Annotated in this window: 14 protein-coding genes; 3 read left to right on the top strand and 11 right to left on the bottom strand. The window is 61.7% G+C overall.

All coding sequences use genetic code 11. The features are described 5' to 3' along the window. Positions 1-109 precede the first annotated feature (109 nt). From Tam10B_RS04055 to Tam10B_RS04030, 6 genes are all read right to left on the bottom strand, one after another. On the bottom strand, positions 110-1852 hold the full coding sequence (locus Tam10B_RS04055) for a glycoside hydrolase family 43 protein (RefSeq protein WP_158214127.1): 1743 nt from the start codon (positions 1850-1852) through the stop codon (positions 110-112). A 21-nt stretch (positions 1853-1873) separates the two neighbouring features. Next, a complete protein-coding gene (locus Tam10B_RS04050; RefSeq protein ID WP_093959985.1) occupies positions 1874-4033 on the bottom strand; it encodes a glycoside hydrolase family 36 protein in 2160 nt (719 codons plus the stop codon). 91 nt (positions 4034-4124) lie between these two features. Continuing rightward, complete coding sequence (locus tag Tam10B_RS04045; protein WP_093959984.1) at positions 4125-5504, bottom strand: glycoside hydrolase family 28 protein; 1380 nt, start codon at positions 5502-5504, stop codon at positions 4125-4127. A 342-nt stretch (positions 5505-5846) separates the two neighbouring features. Next, the gene (locus Tam10B_RS04040) at positions 5847-6737 is read right to left on the bottom strand and encodes a sugar phosphate isomerase/epimerase family protein (protein WP_158214126.1); all 891 of its coding nucleotides are present in this window, start codon (positions 6735-6737) and stop codon (positions 5847-5849) included. 226 nt (positions 6738-6963) lie between these two features. Beyond that, a complete protein-coding gene (locus tag Tam10B_RS04035; protein ID WP_093959982.1) occupies positions 6964-7476 on the bottom strand; it encodes a nitroreductase family protein in 513 nt (170 codons plus the stop codon). A 490-nt stretch (positions 7477-7966) separates the two neighbouring features. Then, positions 7967-8689, bottom strand: a complete 723-nt coding sequence (locus Tam10B_RS04030) for a hypothetical protein (protein WP_143248533.1) — start codon at positions 8687-8689, stop codon at positions 7967-7969. Between the two features lie 151 nt (positions 8690-8840). On the opposite strand from Tam10B_RS04030, the gene Tam10B_RS04025 reads away from it, so the two are divergent. The 3 genes from Tam10B_RS04025 (at position 8841) to Tam10B_RS04015 (ending at position 10630) form a co-directional block, all read left to right on the top strand. Then, positions 8841-9218 carry a hypothetical protein gene (locus Tam10B_RS04025; RefSeq protein ID WP_093959980.1) on the top strand — a complete coding sequence of 126 codons (378 nt, stop codon included), beginning with the start codon at positions 8841-8843 and terminating at the stop codon, positions 9216-9218. Further along, the gene (locus Tam10B_RS04020) at positions 9215-9565 is read left to right on the top strand and encodes a hypothetical protein (protein WP_093959979.1); all 351 of its coding nucleotides are present in this window, start codon (positions 9215-9217) and stop codon (positions 9563-9565) included. Before Tam10B_RS04025 ends, Tam10B_RS04020 begins: the two co-directional genes overlap by 4 nt. Before the next feature lie 396 nt (positions 9566-9961). Next, positions 9962-10630 carry a DUF4417 domain-containing protein gene (locus tag Tam10B_RS04015; protein ID WP_093959978.1) on the top strand — a complete coding sequence of 223 codons (669 nt, stop codon included), beginning with the start codon at positions 9962-9964 and terminating at the stop codon, positions 10628-10630. A 325-nt stretch (positions 10631-10955) separates the two neighbouring features. On the opposite strand, the gene Tam10B_RS04010 is transcribed toward Tam10B_RS04015, so the two are convergent. From Tam10B_RS04010 to Tam10B_RS03990, 5 genes are all read right to left on the bottom strand, one after another. After that, complete coding sequence (locus tag Tam10B_RS04010; RefSeq protein ID WP_093959977.1) at positions 10956-11987, bottom strand: LacI family DNA-binding transcriptional regulator; 1032 nt, start codon at positions 11985-11987, stop codon at positions 10956-10958. Between the two features lie 201 nt (positions 11988-12188). Beyond that, positions 12189-13448: an AGE family epimerase/isomerase gene (locus Tam10B_RS04005; protein ID WP_093959976.1), complete on the bottom strand. Its 1260-nt coding sequence runs from the start codon at positions 13446-13448 to the stop codon at positions 12189-12191. A 47-nt stretch (positions 13449-13495) separates the two neighbouring features. Continuing rightward, the gene (locus tag Tam10B_RS04000) at positions 13496-14512 is read right to left on the bottom strand and encodes a hydroxyacid dehydrogenase (RefSeq protein WP_093959975.1); all 1017 of its coding nucleotides are present in this window, start codon (positions 14510-14512) and stop codon (positions 13496-13498) included. Positions 14513-15567: 1055 nt separating this feature from the next. Continuing rightward, positions 15568-17286, bottom strand: a complete 1719-nt coding sequence (locus Tam10B_RS03995; RefSeq protein ID WP_093959974.1) for a glycosyl hydrolase family 28 protein — start codon at positions 17284-17286, stop codon at positions 15568-15570. A gap of 295 nt (positions 17287-17581) precedes the next feature. Further along, positions 17582-20782, bottom strand: coding sequence for an alginate lyase family protein (locus Tam10B_RS03990; RefSeq protein WP_093959973.1), 3201 nt, complete (start codon positions 20780-20782; stop codon positions 17582-17584). Positions 20783-20785: the final 3 nt, after the last annotated feature.

Raw genomic sequence — 20785 nt, 5'->3', positions numbered from 1 at the left:
ACTTAACCGCACATATCTCATATCGACATGCACAAATCCACACAAAAAACGGACGATCCCGACACTTTCCGAAGAAGGTGTCGGGATCGTCCGTTTGAGAACTAGCGAATCAGTGCCGTTCGACGTAGTCGAGGTACTGGAAGTCGGCGTGGGAGCCGTGGGCGTCCATGTCCTGGGCGCAGATGCCGAGCATGGCGCCGGTGAACGCGCAACCCTTGATCGTGCGCTCCACGTAGTCGTCGCTGATGTGGTCGGCGGGCTGGTCGCCGCCGAGCGGCTGAAGTTCGCCGTCTCCCAGCGCGTAGGAGAACCGTGCGACGGCGCCGCGCACCTCTACGTGCAGCTTCACCGGGTCGGTGCCGGGAATCTCCACCTGCTCGCAGCCGTATTCCAGGTTCTCGTGGTCGCAGCGCAGGATCTGCAGCACGCGGGTGTCGGTGCCCTCGGTGTCGAAGGTGACGCACGCGTAGATCCAGTTCTGGGTGTCGTAGTAGAGAATCAGTCCGGCGAGCTGCTGGAAGTTCTTCGGATCGAAGTCGATCACGGTTTCGGCGTCGAAGTCGAAGTGCTCCCAGCGGCGGGCGAACAGGCTCTGACGGTGCTGCGAGCGCAGGGACTGCCCGCCGTAAAGGCGCAGCCAGCCGGGACGGGCGGTGAGACTGTAGTCCTCGCCGGCGACGAGCGCGGTGCGCAGGGTCTTGAGGCTCGGCGGGATGGCCGGGTCGGTGACGGAGGTGAGGGGAGCCGGAGCCTTGCCGGAGTCCTTGCCCCCCTCATCCGTCGGCTGCGCCGACACCTTCCCCCCGAGGGGAAGGCCAGTGGAAGGAACGTCGGCAATCCCCTCACCCGCGGGCACGACCGGAGCGGAGAAGTCGATGCGTTCGGAGTGGTCCATCTTCTGCACCACGCCCTGCGAGATCTTCGGGGCGGGCACGTCGAGGTCGGGGCTGATGGTGTTGTTCTCCAAGCGCGGCCAGCCGTCCTCGGTCCAGTAGATCTTCTGGATGCCGGTCTCGCGGCCGAGCGTGCAGTTGCCGCGTTCGGTGAGCGGACGGCCGCAGATCTGGGTCACGTACCATTCGTCGCCGATCTCAAGGAAGCAGCAGTGGCCCGACTTCTGCAGCGGGTTGGTCGGCTCGTCGCGCGCGGTGAGCAGCGACGTGTACGGCGAGTCCTCGAACGGGCCTTCGAGCGTGCGGGCGCGGGCCACGGTGGCGGCATGCATGTAGCCGGTGCCGCCGGCCGCGCACAGCAGGTAGTACCAGCCGTTGCGCTTAAGAATCTGCGGCCCCTCGCACACGCCGAGCTTGGTGCCCTTGTAAAAGTGCTTGCGCTCCCCCACCAGCTTCATGGTGCTGGGGTCGAACTCCTGGATCACGGTGCCGGCGAACAGCTCGTGGCCGGGACGGTAGTCGTAGAGCATGTTGAGGAACCACTTGCGGCCGTCGTCGTCGTGGAAGATGGCCGGGTCGAAGCCAGACGCGGTCAGGAAGTGCGGTTCGCTCCACGGTCCGGTGATGCTCGGCGCGGTGATCACGTAGTTGAGCGTGTCCTTGAACGGCGCGTAGGTCTTCACGTCCGTGTAGACGAGCCAGAACTTGCCGTCGGCGTAGCTCAGGTGCGGCGCCCACAGGGAGCCGGAGTCGTAGTTGCCGAGCAGGTTCACCTGGGATTCGCGGTTCACCGGCGAGGCGACCCACTCCCAGTTGACGAGGTCCTTGGAATGGTAGATGTCGATGCCCGGCCACCATTCGAAGGTGGATGTGGCGATGTAGTAGTCGTCGTCCACGCGCAGGGCGCTGGAGTCCGGGTGGAAGCCCGGCAGGATCGGATTGTGGATCATCGTGGTCATATGCACTCCTTTGTCATGAAATCACAGTAATACGGCCACACCGTCGAAGTCGGTCAGGCCGGAGACGGTCAGCGTGCCGTCGGCGAGCGTCACGTCGATGCCGTTGCGGTGGAACGCGCGGGCGATGACGTCGGCGAAACCGGACTTCGCGTCACCGTCGTTTGCCTCGTCCAGCGAGATCGTCACGTTCTCCGGTGCGTCATGGAACGTGTGCAGCACCACGAGCGTACGGCCCTGCGCGTCGGTGCCGTGCTCGCCGCGGCGCACGATCGCCTGCCATCCGCGCGGATGACGGTAGCTGCCGAGTTCGGACCCGTGCCATTCGCTTACGCCGTGGTCGATGATCGGCGCGGCCGCACGGTAGAAGTCGACGCCGTTGTGGATCACGTCGTTCTTTTCGCCGGAGAACGCGTTTGCGTCGCCGGAGAAGCAGAGGCGGCCGAGCAGTCCGGAGCAGATCTGATAGTACAGTTTGCTCGTCGGTTCCTCGTCGCGCACCACGGCCCAGATCTGCGACTGGCGCGGCAGGATCATGCGGTGCATGTTCGCGGCGATCACGGGGATCTCGTCGCACTCGTGCGCGTCGGAGAAGCTGGCCATGGCGCCGATCTCCATGAACGACTGCACGAGTCGGTGGCCGCCGGACGCGCAGATCTCGATCATGAGGTCCGGCAGTTCGCGGCGGATGCGACGGAAGAAGTCCTGCGACGCCTGGATCTGCGAGTACAGGCCGTCGCCCAGCGATGCGGTCGGATCGCCTGGCGTCTCGCAGCCCACGCCGATCGTGTCGTTGTAGTCGACCTTCATGTAGTCGAACCCGTTGTCGCGCAGCATGTCGATGACCCTATGCGCAAGGTAGTCCCGCACGTCGGGGTTGCGCATGTCCCACCAGCGGCGGTTGCCGGACGTGATGGGCAGTCCGTCGCGCGTGAGCAGCCATTCGGTTTTGTTGAAGCAGTCGGGCTCCTGGCGTCCGGCGATCTCGAACTCAAACCAGATGCCGGCCTTCATGCCGGCCGCATGAATCGCATCGACGACGGGCTTCAATCCATGCGGGAACGCGGTCTTGCTGACCTCCCACTTGCCGAATCGGCTGGCCGCCTCGAACGCGGTGTCGTCGAACCATCCGGCATCGATGACGAAGTATTCCACGCCGAGCGCCTTGACCGCGTCGAGCTGTTCGAGCACGCTCTTCTCGGTGGGCACGCCCCACGTGGAGCAGAACTCGTTGAAGATGATCGGCAGATGCCGCTCGGATTCGGGCGTGTGCACGTACTGTCGCACGTTACCGGCCACGGCCTGCGCGGCCAGGTTCACGTCGCCGCGCACCACGGCGAGCACGGCCTTGGGCGCGTCGAAGCGCTCGCCCGGCTTCACGGTGTGCGTCCACTGGCCGAACTCGCGGTCGGCGATGCCGCCGGACAGGCTCAGTCCCTCGTCGCGGCGGTAGACTTCGATCTGCCAGCTGGACGCGTGCGTGGTGGCCGCGGCCCAGGTCACGCCGGCGCGCCGGTCGGTGATTCCCACGAACGGCACCCATTCACGTACGGGGAAGCTGCCGACCGAGCCGAAACGCACAGAGTTGGCGGAGAATCGCTGCCAGCTGGGCTCGAGCTCCAGATCCTCGACCGGCTGGGAGAGCAGCCGGCCCTCGGCGCTCCACGTACTACGCATGCGGTGCAGCGTCAGGTTCTCCGGGTCCAGTCCCGTGGCGAACGGGGAGAGCGAGCCGAGCGTGAAGCTGGAGAGCATCTCGAACGTGATCAGCTCGGCGGAGTCGTTGACCACGGACGTGTGAATCTCCACGGCCCGGCTGAGCGGGGTCATGGTGAGCACGTGCTCGTAGTGCCAGCCGCGCGGGTCGTCGATGCGCGTGGTCACGGTGGTCACGCCGTTGTCGTCGGCGAGCGCGCGCGGCTTGCCGAACTCCATGCGCGCCACGGTCTGCGAGTTGCGCATGGTGCGGCCCTGCGAGAAGCCGAACGGGTAGTCGTCGCCGATGATCTTGGCCTGTACGAGCGGTTCGGCGGCGCAGTCGTCGCGCAGGGCGGCGTCGATGCTCCCGTCATCGCCGAACACGTCGGCCGGTACGAGCAGCAGTTCGACGATGCCGGTTTCGGTGTCGCGGCGATACACGGCCGCGGTCCCGCCCACGGTGGCCTGCAGAAGAATCGTTCGCATGTGTGTTCCTCACGCTCCTTGTGTTCGTGTTCCTTGTGTTCGTATTCCTTGTTTCATCCGAATCATTGCCGACTGAGGGGAGCAGCACCCCTCACGCCCACGCCTTTCCGTTGACGCGGATGTTGTCGGCGACCATGTCGTCGCAGCCGTCGGTGAGGATCGCGGGACGCTCGTCGTCGCGCAGCGTCTTCAGTCGGATGTTGCGCAGCTGCAGGTCGGCCACGTTGCGCAGATCCATGAACGACGTGCGCGACCAGTCGGGATAATAGTTTTCACTGGATTTGCCGTGCGGCGCGACCAGTCGGTCGAGCACCTTCGGATACTCGTCGTCGGACGGAATGTCGGCCTTGGTCACGCCGCCGATGAACGTGTAGCGGATGTCGCTGAGCGTCACGCCGCTGATCGAATGGCCGTCGGCCGCGTCGAAACGGATGCCGTTGAAGCGCGGCGAGCCCATCACGTCGTCGGTGAAACGCATGTGCGTGTTGGCCATCTCCTCGTCGTCGACCGCCGTCAGATGTGAAATATCAACGTTTTCCAGATGTCCGATCGCCGGCACATGATTAAGTTCGATCGACGTACCAAATTCGTCCGGTTCGAAACGGTTGTTGAGGATCACGAAGATCGGACGGGTGACGTTGCGCATCACGATGTTGCTGACGCTGATGTCGCTGATCGTGCCGCCCTCGGTGCTTTCGATCTTAATGCCCTCACGCCACACGCGGTCGAACGTGCAGTTGCTGATCGTGACGCTGCGGATGTCGCCGATCGACTTCAGGCCGATGCGGATGCCGGCGCAGATGCCGGAGAACTCGCAGTTGGTCACGTGGACGTCGTGCACGGGCAGCGCCTTGCTGCTGGCCTGCAGGCAGAAGTTGTCGTCGGTGCCGCGCACGTAGCAGTCGGAGACGAACACGTGCGCGCAGCCGTCGAAGTCGAGGCCGTCGCCGTTGTAGTGCTTGTCGTTCTTGATGTCCACGCCGCGCACCCAGATGTATTCGCTGTCGAGGAACGCGGTGGTCCATGCGGCCGCGTTGTACAGGCGCAGGTTCTCGATATGTACGTTGGAGCAGCGCAGCACGCGGATCATCATCGGACGGTAGATCGACCCCTCGTTGGGGAACGCCTCGGCCTGGCCCTCGATCATGCCATGGCCGATCAGACCGAAGTCGTGCGCGTCCTCGGCGTAGATGAAGCAACGATCGATGTTCGTCTCGTTGCGATAACGGTTGTGGTGCACGTTCGGCGAGTAGTCGGCGATGTTCGGGCTGGCGACGAGTCTTGCCGACGCGGCGACGTTGAGGTACACGTTTGACTTCAGGAACAGCGTGCCGGAGAGGAACGCGCCGTCGGTCAGCCGGACCGTGCCGCCGCCGTTCACCTCGCACGCGTCGATGGCCTGCTGGATGGCCGCGGCGTCGTTGGTCGTGCCGTCCGCCTTGGCGCCGTAGGTACGGGGATCAATCGTCATTGAAAGGTTCCTTAGTGTTGTGTGATGTGGTGCGAGGAGGCTGCCGGCTCCCTCAGTCAGCCTTACGGCCGACGGCTCGTCCAGCAAGAATGGACGCCTTCGGCCGCGATTGTCTGGCTCGCCTGTCGGCTCGCCTGAGTCCTATATGCGCCTTGGCGTTGATTTGACGGACTCGGCCTCAGCGAGGGGAGCCAGCAAATCAGCCGGCTCCCCTCATGATTTGAGGGGAGTTGACGGTTCCCTCACCGTGCTCCCTCCATGGGAGGGAGCTGTCACGCCAACGCGTGACTGAGGGAGGGATCCGATTCCGTCTTGCCGACGACTCCTATCGCTCTACTTGCCCTACGCCAGCTGGGCGTCGAGCGGCAGGTTGTCGATGGCGTTCTGCGCGGCCACGAGCGCGTCCTTGAGCGGCGCGACCTCGGGGTACCAGCGACGCTCCCACTCCAGCGACAGCGGACCGGTGTAGCCGCCATTCTTCAGCAGACGGCAGCACTTGGCCAGCGGCACGCGGCCGGTGCCCTGCAGCACCGGGGTCTGGTCGCCGGGGAACGCGCAATCCTTGATCTGCACCAGACCGCGGCCGTTCGCGATGTACTGGCCGATGTACTCGAACGTGGTCACCGGGTCCTCGCCCACGCGCCACGGGTGGGCCAGATCCCAGATGCTGCCGACGCGGTTGCCCGGGGCCAGGCGATCGATCTCGGCGTGGATCATGGCGTTGCGCTCGCCGTTGGTGTGCGAGTCGTGGGTCTCGAGCAGCGGCTGCACGCCGAGCTTGTCGGCCAGCGGCAGAGCCTTGACAATGATGGCGGCACCGCGCTTGGAGATGCCGGCGAGGTTCTGGCCGTCGGGCAGGGCGAGACCGGGCAGACGGTCAGGAGTCCAGCACGGGTCGAGCGGGGCGGTCGGGAACACGCGCACGTACTGGGCGCCGAGCACGTCGGCCATGTGCAGGCAGTGTTCCAGGCTTTCCAGCAGTTCGTCCTCGGTGCGGTCGGGGTTGCACACCTGCACGCGAGAGTCCACGGAGAAGATGGAGACGTTGGCCTTTTCGGCGAGTTCGTCGCGCATGGCCTTGAGTTCGTCGTCGGTGGAGGTCATGGTGAATTTCATTTCATCGCCGACCGCGACCTCAATCTTCGTTACACCGGTTTCAGTGAAGGTCTTGGCGAGCTCATCCATCGTGTCGTACGGTGCACCGAGCGTGCTTGCTGCCAGTTCCCAAGCCATAGCAAATCCTTTCCTAAGCCTCGTTGCTGAGGTTTCGTTCATTCGGTTATCAATATCGGCATCTCTGTCAACCCAATATTGAAACCGGTTTCAAAAACATCTCCAGTGTACACCACGATCACACCACGGCAAACCGGGTTTTGCAAAAAGGCGGAATCCGCCGCATCGGGCGCCACCTCACCGGAGGCGTCGATCGCGAATCCCGCCGGCGATCATGAAACCCCCGTCACAGGTACGTGACGAGCTCCGAGATCAGCTTGCGATGATCATGCTTGGCCGACGGCCTGGCATCGGCGGCCGGATACCCCAGGTCCAGCATGGCCACGACCTGCTCCTTCTCAGGCAGATTGAACGCCGCCTTCACCTTGTCCGGGTCGAACACGTTGACCCAGCAGCTGCCCACACCGCGTTCCGTGGCCTCGAGCATCATGTGGGTCACGGCGATGGACGCGTCCTCCACGCCGGAGTCGTACTTGCCGCCGGGGTATTCGTACACGTCAGTCTTGTCGTACGTGATCATCAGCACCAGCGGCGCACCGTACCGACATTCGCTCAGCGCGTCGATCTTCTCCAGACCGGATTCGAACCGGATGACGTACACATGCTGCTCCTGCTGGTCGGTGGAGGTCGGTGCCAGACGGCCCGCCTCCAGAATCGCATCGAGATCGGACTGGTCGACCGGCCGGTCCTCATACTTGCGGCATGCGTATCGTTCACGTACGACGTCCATGAATTCCATGGCGTTCCCCTTTTGTCGTTATGCCACCGCAGGATTCGCCCATAGTCCCCATGGATCCCCCACGATGGTTCCCATCACTGACGTCAACGGCCCGGCATGCTCGACACAAACTCCCCTCTGGCATCCCGCTTCGCATTGGCGTCTTCGGGCCACCACTATAGGAGTCTCATGCGTCGAAACGCGGAAACGAATCACGAGAACCCACCTAACTGCGAGTTCTGTGCGGATTCCATCCCCCTGCAGACACCTATCCCCGAGTTCTGTGCGCCGAAATGCCGGGAGTCGGAGTATGGGCGTTGAAATTCCAACGCCCATACTCCGGATTGCGCGGTTTGAGCGCACAGAACTCGGGGATAGATGTTCGCACTCCCCCGTTTTCCGCACAGAACTCAACGATTGCCCGAAAGATCAATCCCCGCTCCGAGATCGGTACGAAAAAGCGCGGGACCGCGAACCGCCCCGTCCCGCGCCCATCAGAGCAAAGAGCCCCCTATCGTTTGCGCTGTCCCCTGGCCACCGGCGTCAAGAATCCGCGCTTGCGGGCCGTGGCGATCCACCGCTGGGCATTGGGCAGTTTGGTGCCGTTATGCTCGGCAAGCAGCCGCGCGATACTTTCACCAGGATGAGACTCCTCCAACGCATCGTACTGACGTCCGACCAATGCAAGGAAACGGTCGGATCCCGATGGCTTGGGTAGTTTTTCCATCGGGTCACGCTTGATGTCATCGCCAAGGGCAAACGTACGGTTGACGTTGATGGTCCCCTGCAGCTCTCGACGCGTATACGCTGCCGCAATGGCGCCCACCGGCACGTCGCGCAGATCCGCTCCATTCATCTCCCGACCTTGCTGGAACGGCACCACGATGGCAGAGATGTAGATCTCCTTCGACTCGGGCATTCGAGACTGCAACCGCAGCATGACTTCCACATCGTTTTCCATGTTTTTGATGCGCACCCACCGATGCCCCATCACATAGTAGGAACGTGCGGACTTCGGCAATGTCATCATCGAATCCCGCATCACATCGGCATCAGTCATATCCGCATAGGTGAGTCGACACCCGGCGGTCTGCTCCAGAAGGCTGTCCTCGGTGATATCACCCCGATAGGACTCATCCTTCCTCGCCCCGATCCTCCCAAGCACCTCCGTCGCATCCGCAGAGGCCGCAGGAGAAACCTCTTTCCATGGGAATGGCAGTTCAAAGTCGTTCATGCAGCCAGAATAACACACAACACAACTATGTATAAGCTATACTCAATTACATATGCAGAAATGTTTCAGAATCTATATGCTAACAACCTCATCATTTTGTGATATAGTGATGCCGGCACAGCCAACAAGGCAGCGGAAAGGAGTATGAACGATGTCAGACAGTAAGGCACTATATTCTTCCAACGCCAAACGCTACATCGAAGATACAGTGCCGTCGAATCTAGTGGACCAAGGACGCTATGAGAGAAGCAAGGCTCGCGAAGCCAGATGGAATGACAACTGGAAGCGACAGCCCGTCAATCTCAACGAGGTTGTCAAGCAATTCGCCCCCGGAGACATTGGTCATGGCCATGGCGTCAAATACGTATTCACAAGTGACCGGTATGAAATTCGAGTGGACCAAGTGGCAGGATATCCACGAATTTTCGACAAACGCCTGAAAAGATACGTCAAGCTCGACGGCAAAGCCGGCACGAATCAGGAGACTCACTTCAAAATTCTTACCAGAAAGGAAATGGACGCGCAATGATTGGATTCACCCTATTTTTAACACTACAAGGATGCAACTACTATGGCCACATTCCGGAACCTCCGCTGGAAGCCAGCGAAAAAGTAAGAGTTTATCCGCTGGAAACCGAAGACCTTCCGTTGCTCGAACAGGATTTCATAGAACCTGTTGACAAACTCTGTAACGCTCTTCTTGACATCGGAGATGTTGATTATCTCAATGCGGAACAGTGCCGGATTCTTCTTACATGGATCTCCGACCGGCTGGGCCAGCCAATCGGAGATCGTCTCGTCACCATCTACCGAACGCTGGCTGATTTCGCACATCAAGCCATTTCCTTAAACACAGGAATCGTCATCGAATTGTAGAAAAGAGATTGTTTTGAAAAGCACATATCACCTGATAGGCACATTCTTGGACCAACGAGAAGAATGTACAGAAGAGCCACCATTTGCCACATATGACGACCGGTATCTAGAATTCGGATTCCCCTACTGTCTGTTCGACATGGATGGGCTACACCGTTATATACCACTCAGTACTTTACTATCACTGAAAACACAAGACGAATACAATGAAATCGTTCAGCAGATAACTGAATGCTCAGCAATCGCAATTATTGATGACTGTTCATCAGAGTCCGACGGACTCGCACAAAAGCGCTTCATACAGCAAAGACGCAGTCAAGCGATCAGACTATTGCGTGACGATTTACCCACTATTCCCATATATTCCATGAGGAATCCCAGAGATGAGAAAATTTCATGATTTCGACGCTACCTCAAATATGTCACCTCACAAGAACATATACAACATACCTACGCAACCAAGGAATTCCAACTGACAAAAATGGCTTTCCGATATTACCTCGCAAACTGTTTCTGACATCTAGACCAGAATACATTGTCCCATATTCACACAGGAATATGACCGCAAATCCACAAACGACACTTCTTTGTTTTTATTGTCCCGACAATCTCATATATCCAAGGATGGAACACGTTTTTAATGAAATTAAATACTATCGACAGTTTATGGGCGTTATCGGCGCTGACATAACAGTCACACAAGATATGGATTTGACCTGGCAAGTGGAGATCATGCTGCTTAATCAATTGTTCACAGCAATTTTAGGCATCAATGGAATTCCGATTGTACAGAATTTACGCTGCGGATCCTCGAAAACGATCCGGTACATTGCGAACAGCGTTCCGCGCGAAATCATGAGCGCATCCAGCACGCTCGGATGCAAACCGACCCCGTCCATGCTCGATCTCAGCTATCCTCAAAAGGTTTTGGCACTGCGGCCATCGGAAATACTACTGTATGGGAAAGAAGACTCGATTATGGAAAAACAGCTCGACACCATTGGCATCAAATATCAGCGATACGATGACGTACATACCGCAACCAAAAAGGGATCGTTTCATTAACGATAACGGTTGTAACTATGGTCGACGTGAATAAAGTGCATGCAATTGTGGCACGACACTGATATACATCCTAGAAAACTCGTACCTATTCAATGCATACTGGAAGGACTGTCAGCCAGCCCTCTGCACCAACGAGAAAGCGCGGAGCCTCGAACCGCCACGACCTCACACCTGTCAGCACAGGAGAGAGCTAATGTTTGCGCCAGCCACCGGCGTCAGGAATCCGCGCTTGCGGGCCGTGGCGATCCACCGCTGGGCATTGGGCAGCTTGGTGCCGTTATGCTCGGCAAGCAGCCACGTGCGACGCGCGATCGGTACGGGCTCGTCACGCCAGCTCGTTGGCGGAATCGCGCACGATCATGGCTCCCTGTACGGTCTCCAGACGCGACTGCGGCGGCTCCTCGCCGGCGCGCTTGGCCTGAATCTGCTCGTAGAGCATGGCGAACGCACGCTCGCCCATATCGTTGAAGTTCTGCCGATAGCTCGTCAACGCCGGCCTCCACAGCGGCGCGAACTGACGATCATCGAAACCGACCACGCTCACATCCTCGGGCACACGACGACCCACCTCGCGCAGGCCGTTGATCACGGCGATCGCGGTCTCGTCGTTGCCGGCGAAAATCGCGGTCACGTCGCTGCGGCGGCCGAGCGCACGCCCCGCCTCCACGGCCTCCTCGAGGTCGGTGGCGGACACGCGGACGATCTCGGGAATCGGAGCGCCGGCCGCGGTGAGCGCGTCACGCCAGCCGTTGGTGCGCGTGTTGCCGCTCGGCCCCTCCGCACGGGCCACGTGGAACACCGTCCTGTGGCCGAGCTTCAGCAGGTATTCGGTCATGGCTCGACCGCCGTCACGCTCGGAGTTGATGACCTGGTACGGCCCCTCCCCCGCGTTGCCACCCACGATGACCAGTGGCATGTCGTCGGGGATATAGCGCAGCGCCTCGGCGCCGGCACGGTCGTACTCGTACACGATCACGCCGGCCGGATTCGCGCCAAGCGCCATCTGCACCATCTGCTGCACGTCGTCGAGACGGTTCTCGCTCAGCGACGTGACGGCGAACAGGTAGTTCTTCGACTGGGCGCCGCGCTCCACGCCGATATTGGTCATGTTGGTGGAGAACGTGCCGGAGTTGGCGGCGAACACCATCACGGAGTCCATCTCCTTGTTGGCCAGCGCGCGGGCGACGATGCTCGGCTTGTACCCCAGCAGTTTGATGGCCTGCGCGATGCGTTCGCGCTTCTCCTCGTTCACGTTGGCGGTGCCGTTGAGATAGCGCGACACGGTGGGCGCGGACACTCCGGCCAGCTTGGCGACGTCCTTGATCACCGGCGTGCTGCGCTGCGCGTTCCTGGGCATATGGACTCCTTGAGTGGTACTACTGCGCGCATATGCGTATGCGCGTACATGCACGTACAAACCGACCCGCACATACGAACCTACGCATACCACGCGTACAAGTATCGGCATGAAATCGTTTCAGACTTCATGCCGATACGCGACTAATTGCCGATTATTCCAGGCCGCGATGACATCCACCCCGGCCTGTAAGCGATTGTCTCACGCTTCCTTGGCGACTTCGGCAGCTTCGGTCTTGGCGGCCTTGAGCGCCGGTGCCACGGACACGGCCGGGTCGAGCAGCGGGATCAGCGTGCACTGCGTGGCGTGGTACAGGTCGGACTTGCCCGGCCACACCGTGTCGAGCACGTTGTTGTCCTTGTCGAGCTGGTGGAACCACGAACCCTTGTCATGGTCGACCAGATGCTCGTCGATGTACTGCCAGAACTTGGCATACCAGTCCTTGTATACCTGCTTGCCGGTCACCTTGGCGAGCGTGGCGGACGTGTTCACCGACTCGGCGAGCGTCCAGTGCATGCGGTCGGTGACCACGGGGTTGCCGTCCCAGTCGGTGGTGTAGGCAAGCCCGACGGTGCCGTTGCGGTTCCAGCCGTCCTCGAGCGCCCGGGCGAACAGGTGCTCGGCGGCGTCGATCAGGCGATCCTTCTCGACCTGCGGACGATCGGAGCTGAGCGCGTACTGGGTGATGAGGCGCGCCCATTCGATGCCGTGGCCGGGGGTGGCGCCGAACGGCTTGAACTGATCGTCGGGCTTGTCACGGTTGCATTCGAGGTCCGGGGTCCAGTCCTCGTTGAAGTGCTCGGGGATGCGCCACTCGTTGTTGGCGGCCCAGTCCACCACATGGTCGATGATGCGTCCCGCGCGACGGCGGTACTCCTCGTCGCCGGTCACGTCGGCCACGGCGAGGAAGGCCTCGGTGGTGTGCATGTTGGCGTTGAGGCCACGGTACGGGTCGAGCTTGGTGAACTCGGTGTTCCACGTGTCCACGGCCAGACCGATCTCGTCGTCCCAGAAGTGCTTGTTGCAGGCATCCAGCGCCTTCTCCAGCAGTTCAGGGCCCTTCGGACGGCCGATCAGCGTGGCGGACGTGCCGGCGAGGATCACGAAGGCGTGGGCGTAGCAGATCTTGTCGGGGGCGGGCTTGCCGTCCCACGTGATCCCGGGATACCAGCCGCCGTTGGCGTCATCGTGCAGATGGCCGAGCAGGCCTTCCACAGCAGCGTCGACCAGTTCCTCGGAACCGGGGTGGCCGAGCAGGTTGCCCAGCGAATACACGTGCGCCATGCGGCAGGTGATCCACGTCTGGATGCCGTGCGACGGGTCGGGGTTGCCTTCGTTGTCAAGCCAGGCGGAACCACCGCCGGGCGCCGGGAACTTGTGGCCGAAGCCGAGCAGGTTCTCGGTTTCGCGCTTGAGGAGGACACGGTTCTCCTCGGTGCCGTATTCGTACTTCTTGTCCATGAAACGCTCCTATTGTCCTGTTGTCCTGCGTCCCGTCAGGTGCTTTGTCAGGCCAGTGGGTTGGCCTCGAAGTGCACCGGCGGCTCGCCGGCGGCGATGTGCTCGAACTCGGTGAGCACGGAGGCGCCCATGCGGTTGAGGTCGCAGCCCATGGAACCGGCGATGTGCGGGGTGAGCACCACGTTCGGCAGATCCCACAGCGGGCTGTCGGCAGGCAGCGGCTCCTCCGGGTCGGTCACGTCGAGCACGGCGCGGATGCGGCCGGAGACGAGCTCCTTCTCAAGCGCCTTGTGGTCGATCACGATGCCGCGGGCGGAGTTGAGCAGCAGGGCGCCGTCCTTCATCAGGCCGAGCTCGTGTGCGCCGATCATGCCGGCGGTCTGCGGAATGCCGGGCGTGTGGATGGACACGATGTCGGACTCGCGGAACACGGTATCGAGGTCCACCTTCTTGGCGCCGTACTCGGCGGCCTCCTCGTCGGTGAGGTGACGGCTCCAGGCGAGCACGTTGAAGTCGAACGGCTTGAGCATCTGCATGAAGTCGCGGGCGATCTGCGCGGTGGCGGTCACGATGCCGATGGTCTTGCCGTAGGTGCCGGCGTCGGCGTAGTTGACCTCACGGTTGATGTAGGCGCGCTTCTCGCCGTACTGATGCTGCGACAGCGTGTAGTCCTTGCTTTCGAGCAGTGCCACACCGAGGCAGTACTCAGCCACGGGGATGGAGTTGGCGGCCTGCACGTTGGTGGCGAAGATGCCGCGATCCTTGGCGATCTGGCGGGCCTCCTCGGTCAGTCCCTTGTAGGCGACGCCCTGGGCGGCGATGATGCCCTTGAGCTTCGGCATGGCGTTCAGCGCCTCGGCGGTGACCTGCGGGGCCTCCCAGCCGTACCACAGGTAGTCGGCGTCCTTCATGCGCTCGAGTGCGGCCGGATCGGAGAAGTCGGTGATCTCGGTGTGCTGTTCGATGTTGGCGATCTCATGCAGACGCTTCCACATGGACTCGTCGAGCAGCTTCTCGGGCAGACCGGGCTTGATGGCCATAACGACGTTGAATTTCTCGGACATGACGCTCCTTTGCAATGGTCAGACGTTTCGCGCACGACAGTCGCCCGAATCACCACGAAGGTTCGTCGTGAAATTGGTTTCCTAATTCCACAATCACAAAATCCTTGAAATCAGTACGATTGCCGTTTTCAAGATTGATTATATGAAATCGGTTTCAAATCCGCAACCCCGACACGTCGAACACAGGCTCCGGATTACGATCGAGCAGCCGCCCCGAACACGACGGCGCGAGATTCGACCGACAGCCGCAGCATTTTCAAACCGCCCCCGCACACAACAGACCGAGTCGAACGCGAATGCACGACCGAATCCAGCAATCCGCCCAACCTCAGCGACCCGACCCGGCTCGATAGCTCAGCACGGCTACGCCAGCACCCGGTACCCCGGCCACACCCCGACAGCCCGGCCACACCCGCCGGCGCGATCAGATCCGGCAGCCCGATCAAACCCAGCATCCAGCCTCGCGAAGATCCGGAATTCACAGCGCCAAACACCCGTACCAGACGATTCACAGCGTCAAACACCCGCGGAAGCGTGGCTTCAGGCTCCGATTGACGCTGTGAATCGCAGATATTCTCGCATACTGACCGTCAGCGTCCGCGATGCGAGAAAATCTGTGATTTGGGGCGTCAATATCCCGAAAATCGAGGCAAAAACGGGATGTTCGCGCCCCAAAGAGCGAATATTCTCGCATATTGACCCAATGCCCACGATGCGTACGCGCTTGCGGACAGTTGGGAGTCGAAACGCGACAAAGTAGGAGTCGAAACGAGATGGCGTGAACGTTCACAGCCGTCCGAACATGTCTCACCTCGACTACCAGATACGTCGGGATGCCCCCGGGTACCAGAGACCGCCCCCTCCGAAGAATTCGGCAGTCGCACCAGCCTCGACAAGACGGCACAGACGCGCTCCGACACGTATGAGCATACGAAGATTGGTGATCGTCTCGACGCTGGCGGGCCAGACCATTCGCTCGCGCATCTGCTGAGTACGGCGGGACCGGTGAGGAGCACGTGCTACTACCATCTGTCGCATACCGCGCCGATCCGGACTTATTCCACCTGAATCCCGGTGGCGTGCGGGCCGACGTCCACACCCAGCTCCTCCGCGGTCATGCAACGCCGACCGCCACGGCTCACATCGACGAACCGCACGTCGCGCACCGTGCGCGTCTCGTCGTATCCGGCGATGAGCGACGGCTCCTCCCCCGAGCCGTCGGCGATCCGCACATGCTCGACCGTCACGTGTTCGATGCCGCGGCCGGGAATGGGATTGTAGTCGGGATTCCTCTTCACCTCGAAATCGAAGACGCGCCCATGGCGGAACGGTTCGACGCGGACATCTCGATACGTGACGTCACGCGCGAGGTTGCCGTCACCCACGTTGATCGCCATCACGCCGAGGTATCCGGGCTGGTATTCGTTGTGTTCGAGCACGTCGATGTTCTCGAACGTCACGTTCTCGATCACGTCGCCGCCGCGTTCATCACCGCGACCGTCAGACCGACCACCACCGCGCAGGTAGTCGCCGTGCGTGCCGATCATCGTCGGATGCGCCACGTCGGACCACAGCACGCAGTCGCGCACGGCCACGTTCGTCGTGTCGCCGCGGAACTCCCACCGACTGCCGTAGATGGCGATGCAGTCGTCGGACGTGCGCAGGAAGCAGCCGCTGATCGTCACGTCGGAGCATGACATCATATCGATGCCGTCGCTCCACCCCTCGCAGCTGAACGACTTGAGATCGCGGATGGCGACGCCGCGGGACGAACCAAGCATCACCGTGTAGTGCGGCGGGTTGATGCAGCAGATGCCGTCGATCGTCACGTTGCGCGAGTTCGCGACGGTGATCGCGCAGGTGCCGGAGAAGCGCTTGAAGTCGGCGAGGTGGAGGATGCCACGGCCCATGATGTGCACGTCCTCGGCGTTCGCGATACGCAGCGCGCCCTCCAGGATCGTCCCGCCTTCGAGGATCAGCGTGGTATGTGACGGCAGGTTCAGCACGCAATCCTCGATGCAGTAGTGACCGGGTTTGACGCGAATGACGAGGTTACGGGTGGGGGCGATGACGGCATCACGGTCTGCATTGGCAACAGTATCGACTCCGACAGAGGCCCCATCACCGCCATCCGCAACGCCTGCATCGATCGCGCCGCGGAAACGCGTGCCGTCGAGATACCCGGCGTCCGCAGGACGGCCATGTCGGATGTTCTCCAACTGCAGCAGTACGTCGCGCCCCAGCGTGTTCGGACCGTCGGTGCGACCCTCCACTACCACGTCGGCGGCGATGTTCCTGCCGTCCAGTTCGTCCGCATGGGTGAGGGATCCGGCGAACAGGTGCAGATTGTGCGACCGGTTGCGGTTGATCTCGACGGACAGGTTCGCCGGCTCGTCGAGTATGAACGTGACGCGCTGCGGTTCGATGGTTGGTGTGATGCCACGGCTCAGCGGACGGACGTCGGCGGTGTAGCAGTACCACCAGCCCGGTTGCGTGATCTCGATCTCCACCGTGCCGTCGAAGTCGAAGTACGCCATCGACGCAGCGGAGACGTCGTGCATGTCGACGTTGACGCGATAGGTGGGGACGGTCTGCCATTCGCCGGATTGCGCAGGAGTGTGTGCGGCGTTGCGAGAGATAACGTGCGAATCGGCCGAGATAGTGGACCGGGAACCACGTTCGATCGGACGGACCCTCACGATCAGATCGTGTTGCAGTACGGCGCCGGCCGGTACGGGATAGATGCGCAGCTTCGAAAGCGTGGGTTCAGTCATGATTGACCTCAGATCTTGGGATTTGTCTCAGCAGCGGGAAGTACGCGCTGAGGCTTTGGGAATTCACAGCACCAAACACCCATATCCGGTGATTCACAGCGCCAGACACCCGCGTCAGACTGGCTTCGGCTTCCGTTTGGCGCTGTGAATCACGGATTTGCTCGCATGCTGGTCATTGACGCTCAGTATGCGAGAGAATCCGCTCTTTGGGGCGTCAACATCCCGTTTTTGCCTCGATTTTCGGGAAGTTGGCGCCCCAAAGAGCGGATTTCGGGATTTTCGCGCCCTAAATTGGTTACTTCGCCCTGCGGCGGAGAGTCAGAGTCACGCCGGCAGCGAACGCGATGACGGCGAGGACCGTCACGGCCGCGACCGAAGCACCGGTACGGGACAGATTGGCATTGCCGTTCGCGGTCTTGGCAGCGTTGGCGGAGGGCTTGCCGGACTGCTGGCCGGTGACGCCGGATCCATTGGAGCCGCTGCCGCTGCCCGAACCGCTGCCCGAACCGTTCACGGTGCCGTTGTTGGAGCCGGCATCGCCATTGCCGGAACCGTTGCCGTTGTCCGAACCACCGTTGCCGGTTCCGCCGTTGTCCGAACCACCATTGTCGGTCCCGCCATTGTCGGAACCATCGTTGTTGTCCGAACCATTGCCACCGTTATCGGAACCACCATTGTTGTCCGAGCCGTTGTCACCGTTCCCGTCATCACCATCCCCCGGCACGCTGACCGCATCGTGGTAGGTGAACTGCAGCCAGTTGGTGGTCTTGGTATCCGCCGCGGCGGCGGGAGTGGCCACGGTGCCGAGTCGCAGCGCCGGCGCGCACTTGGTCACGTCGGGCTTGTCGGTCGTGCACGAGGCGTCGGATCCGACGACCGTCTGCTCCACCATGCGGCCGTCGTGGCTCAGGTAGCTGATGCCGATCCAGCTGGTCATGGTGAACTTCTCGTTGTCGCCGATCGTCTCAGCGGTCGCGGTGATCGGATTGGTGCCGTCGGCGGCCTTGTCGCCCACGCTCAGGTACTTGCCGGTCGTCGCGTCCTGCACGGAGTAGGTCTCGTCGCTGTTGGTCACCAGTCGGTACACGGTGGCGTCCTTCTGCTTGGCGGCGACCTTCACCGTGCCGTCGGACTGCGTGGTGAAGTAGGAGTCCGTGGTCTCGGTGGTGTAGTTCTTGGGCAGCACGCCACCGGTGATGGAGTTGGAGCCTTCGGGGATCTCGCCGTACTGGGCGATCGCGTTCCACGCGGTCTGGTACCAGGGTGCGATGCGCGTGCGGATCTGGAAGTACGGCGTGGTGCCGGTCTTCGACGTGTCGGCCTCGCCGTTGTACGAGGTGAGTGTGTCGAAGTTGAGGTTGTCGTAGTGCACGAATCCCTCGGGGCGGCTCGCCGCGGCGGCCTTGGCCATCCAAGTCACGTCCACGCCAGGCACCTTGGAGTAGTGCGCGAGCGCGGTCTCGTAGATCGGGCGGAGCTGGCCGCGGTACACGCCCTGCTCCTCCATGGTGCTCCACTTGGCCCAGTTGTCGGTGCGGCCGAAGATGTTGTCGATCGGGCTGGCCTTGAGTTCGCCTTCGCCGCTGAACATGTTGTACTGGGCGGCCCAGTTGTAGGCCTTGGCGAGCTTGTTGTTCTCCAGGCTCCACAGGTCGTCGCCCTGCTGTTCGGCGATGGCGCAGATGTCGCCCATGGCACCCACGCCGAGCTGGCCGTGCGCCTGGTCGCGCGCGGATTCGGCGGTCTGTCCCCAGTCGCTCACATAGTTGACGATGGATCCGTTGATGTACGGGCTCTTGTACATGTTCACGGCGTTGTCGTAGATCTCGGCGTTGTCGGTGACCACGCCGATGGCGATCATCGTGTTGATTGGGATCACGTCCCAGTTGCCGTTGGCGTTCATGGGCGCGCCGCCGTCCTGAATCACCGGGTAGACGACGTTGAGCATGAGCGTCTGGAACTTGGCGAAGTCGGCGGTGGAGTAGCCGCTGTATCCGCCGTCGTAGTATCGCACGATCTCGGCCGCGTTGATGAGCTTGTCGGTGGAGAGGGAGGCGCCGAGGATCTGGTCACGGCCGTCGAGGATGCTGAGCTTATCGGACCATCCGTTGAGGATCTGTACGGTCTTGTCGGCGTACTTGCTCTCGCCGGTGATCACCCACTCGAGCGCGTTGAAGTACGCGGCGGCGCCGGCCTTCTCGTAGTAGGCGATGTTGCCGTGTCCGGGCTGGTCGCCGCGACCGACGCCCTCCTGCGGGGTATCGACAAAGTCGGCGGATGCGGTGTTGTCGGGCGCGGTGTTCTTCAGACGCAGGTAGTCGGAGTACCAGGGGTCCTCCTTCTTGGCCACGTGCTCCTTCATGGCATCGAGCTGCTTCTCGCTCAGCGTCACGCCGGGGTGGTTGAACACGCGTACGGTCACGTCGTCGCTGGCCTTGGCAGTGCCGTTGGCGTAGTCGACGGTGATCTTGCGGCTGCCGGTCTTCAGCCCGTCGATGGTGGCGGACAGCACGCCGTCGGCGCTGGTCACGGTGGCGCCCTGCACGCTGTAGTGGCTGGCGTCGGCGTCGCCGTTGACGGGCGCCCACTGCACGACGGCGCTGGTGCCGTTCACGGTGGCGTGGGCTTCGAGCAGGCTGGCCGAGGCGTCCTCGAACGTGTACTTGTACACGTGGTGGTCTCCGGCGACTGCGGTCATGCCCTTGTCGGTGGTCTGCACCGGGGACTGCGCGCCCTCGGCGCCGTCACGCAGCGAGTTGAGGTGCGTGGCGATGGCGATCTTGCCGGCCTTGGCGTATTCGCTCAGGTAGAAGCGTTCGTTCCACAGCACGGAGTCGGCGGTGGCCTTGACTTCGTAGGCGTCGCCGGGCATGTTGTAGTACGGCTGGTTCTTTTCGGTGCCGTAGTTCTGGATGGTCAGGTACTTGCCGTTGACGAGCGACTTGATGGCGTAGGTGGTCTGCTGTGCGCCGCCCTTGCCGTCGTAGTCGGACGCGGTGTAGTCGTAGCCGTAGATGGCGAACAGTCCGGCGTTGTCCTTGGAGTCGACGGTGGTGATCGCGCCGGTGTTCTTGTTCACCGTGAGGTACTTGCCGTCGTCGGTTCTGATGTTCACGATCTTCTGCGCGGTCTCGCCGTTGGCGATGTACGACGCGAACGGCGTCTTCACGGCGAGGTCGGCGGGCTTTTCGTCGTCGGCGTATGCGGCGTCCACGTAGGGCTGGAGGCTGCCGTCGGCGCGGGTGGAGTACAGGTCGGAGCCGGTGGTGCCTTCGGTGGACAGACGCAGGGTCATGGTCGTGTCGCCGGCAGCCTTGGCGTCGTTGACGAGTTTGGTGATGTCCACGCCGAAGGAGACGTTGCCGTAGGCCATGTCCACACTCACCGCATCGGTATCGCTTGCAATCGGTTTCGTGGACCAGGTGATGCTGCTTTCACTCCACGCGACGTCGGTGTCCTTGCCGTCCTTGCTCAGGTTTTCGCTGGCGCGCTGCACCTT

It is taken from the genome of Bifidobacterium vansinderenii, assembly GCF_002234915.1.
GTDB classification, from domain to species: Bacteria; Actinomycetota; Actinomycetes; order Actinomycetales; family Bifidobacteriaceae; genus Galliscardovia; species Galliscardovia vansinderenii.
Note: the sequence above shows the minus strand (reverse complement) of the source record. Positions and strands in the feature narration are given on the sequence as shown.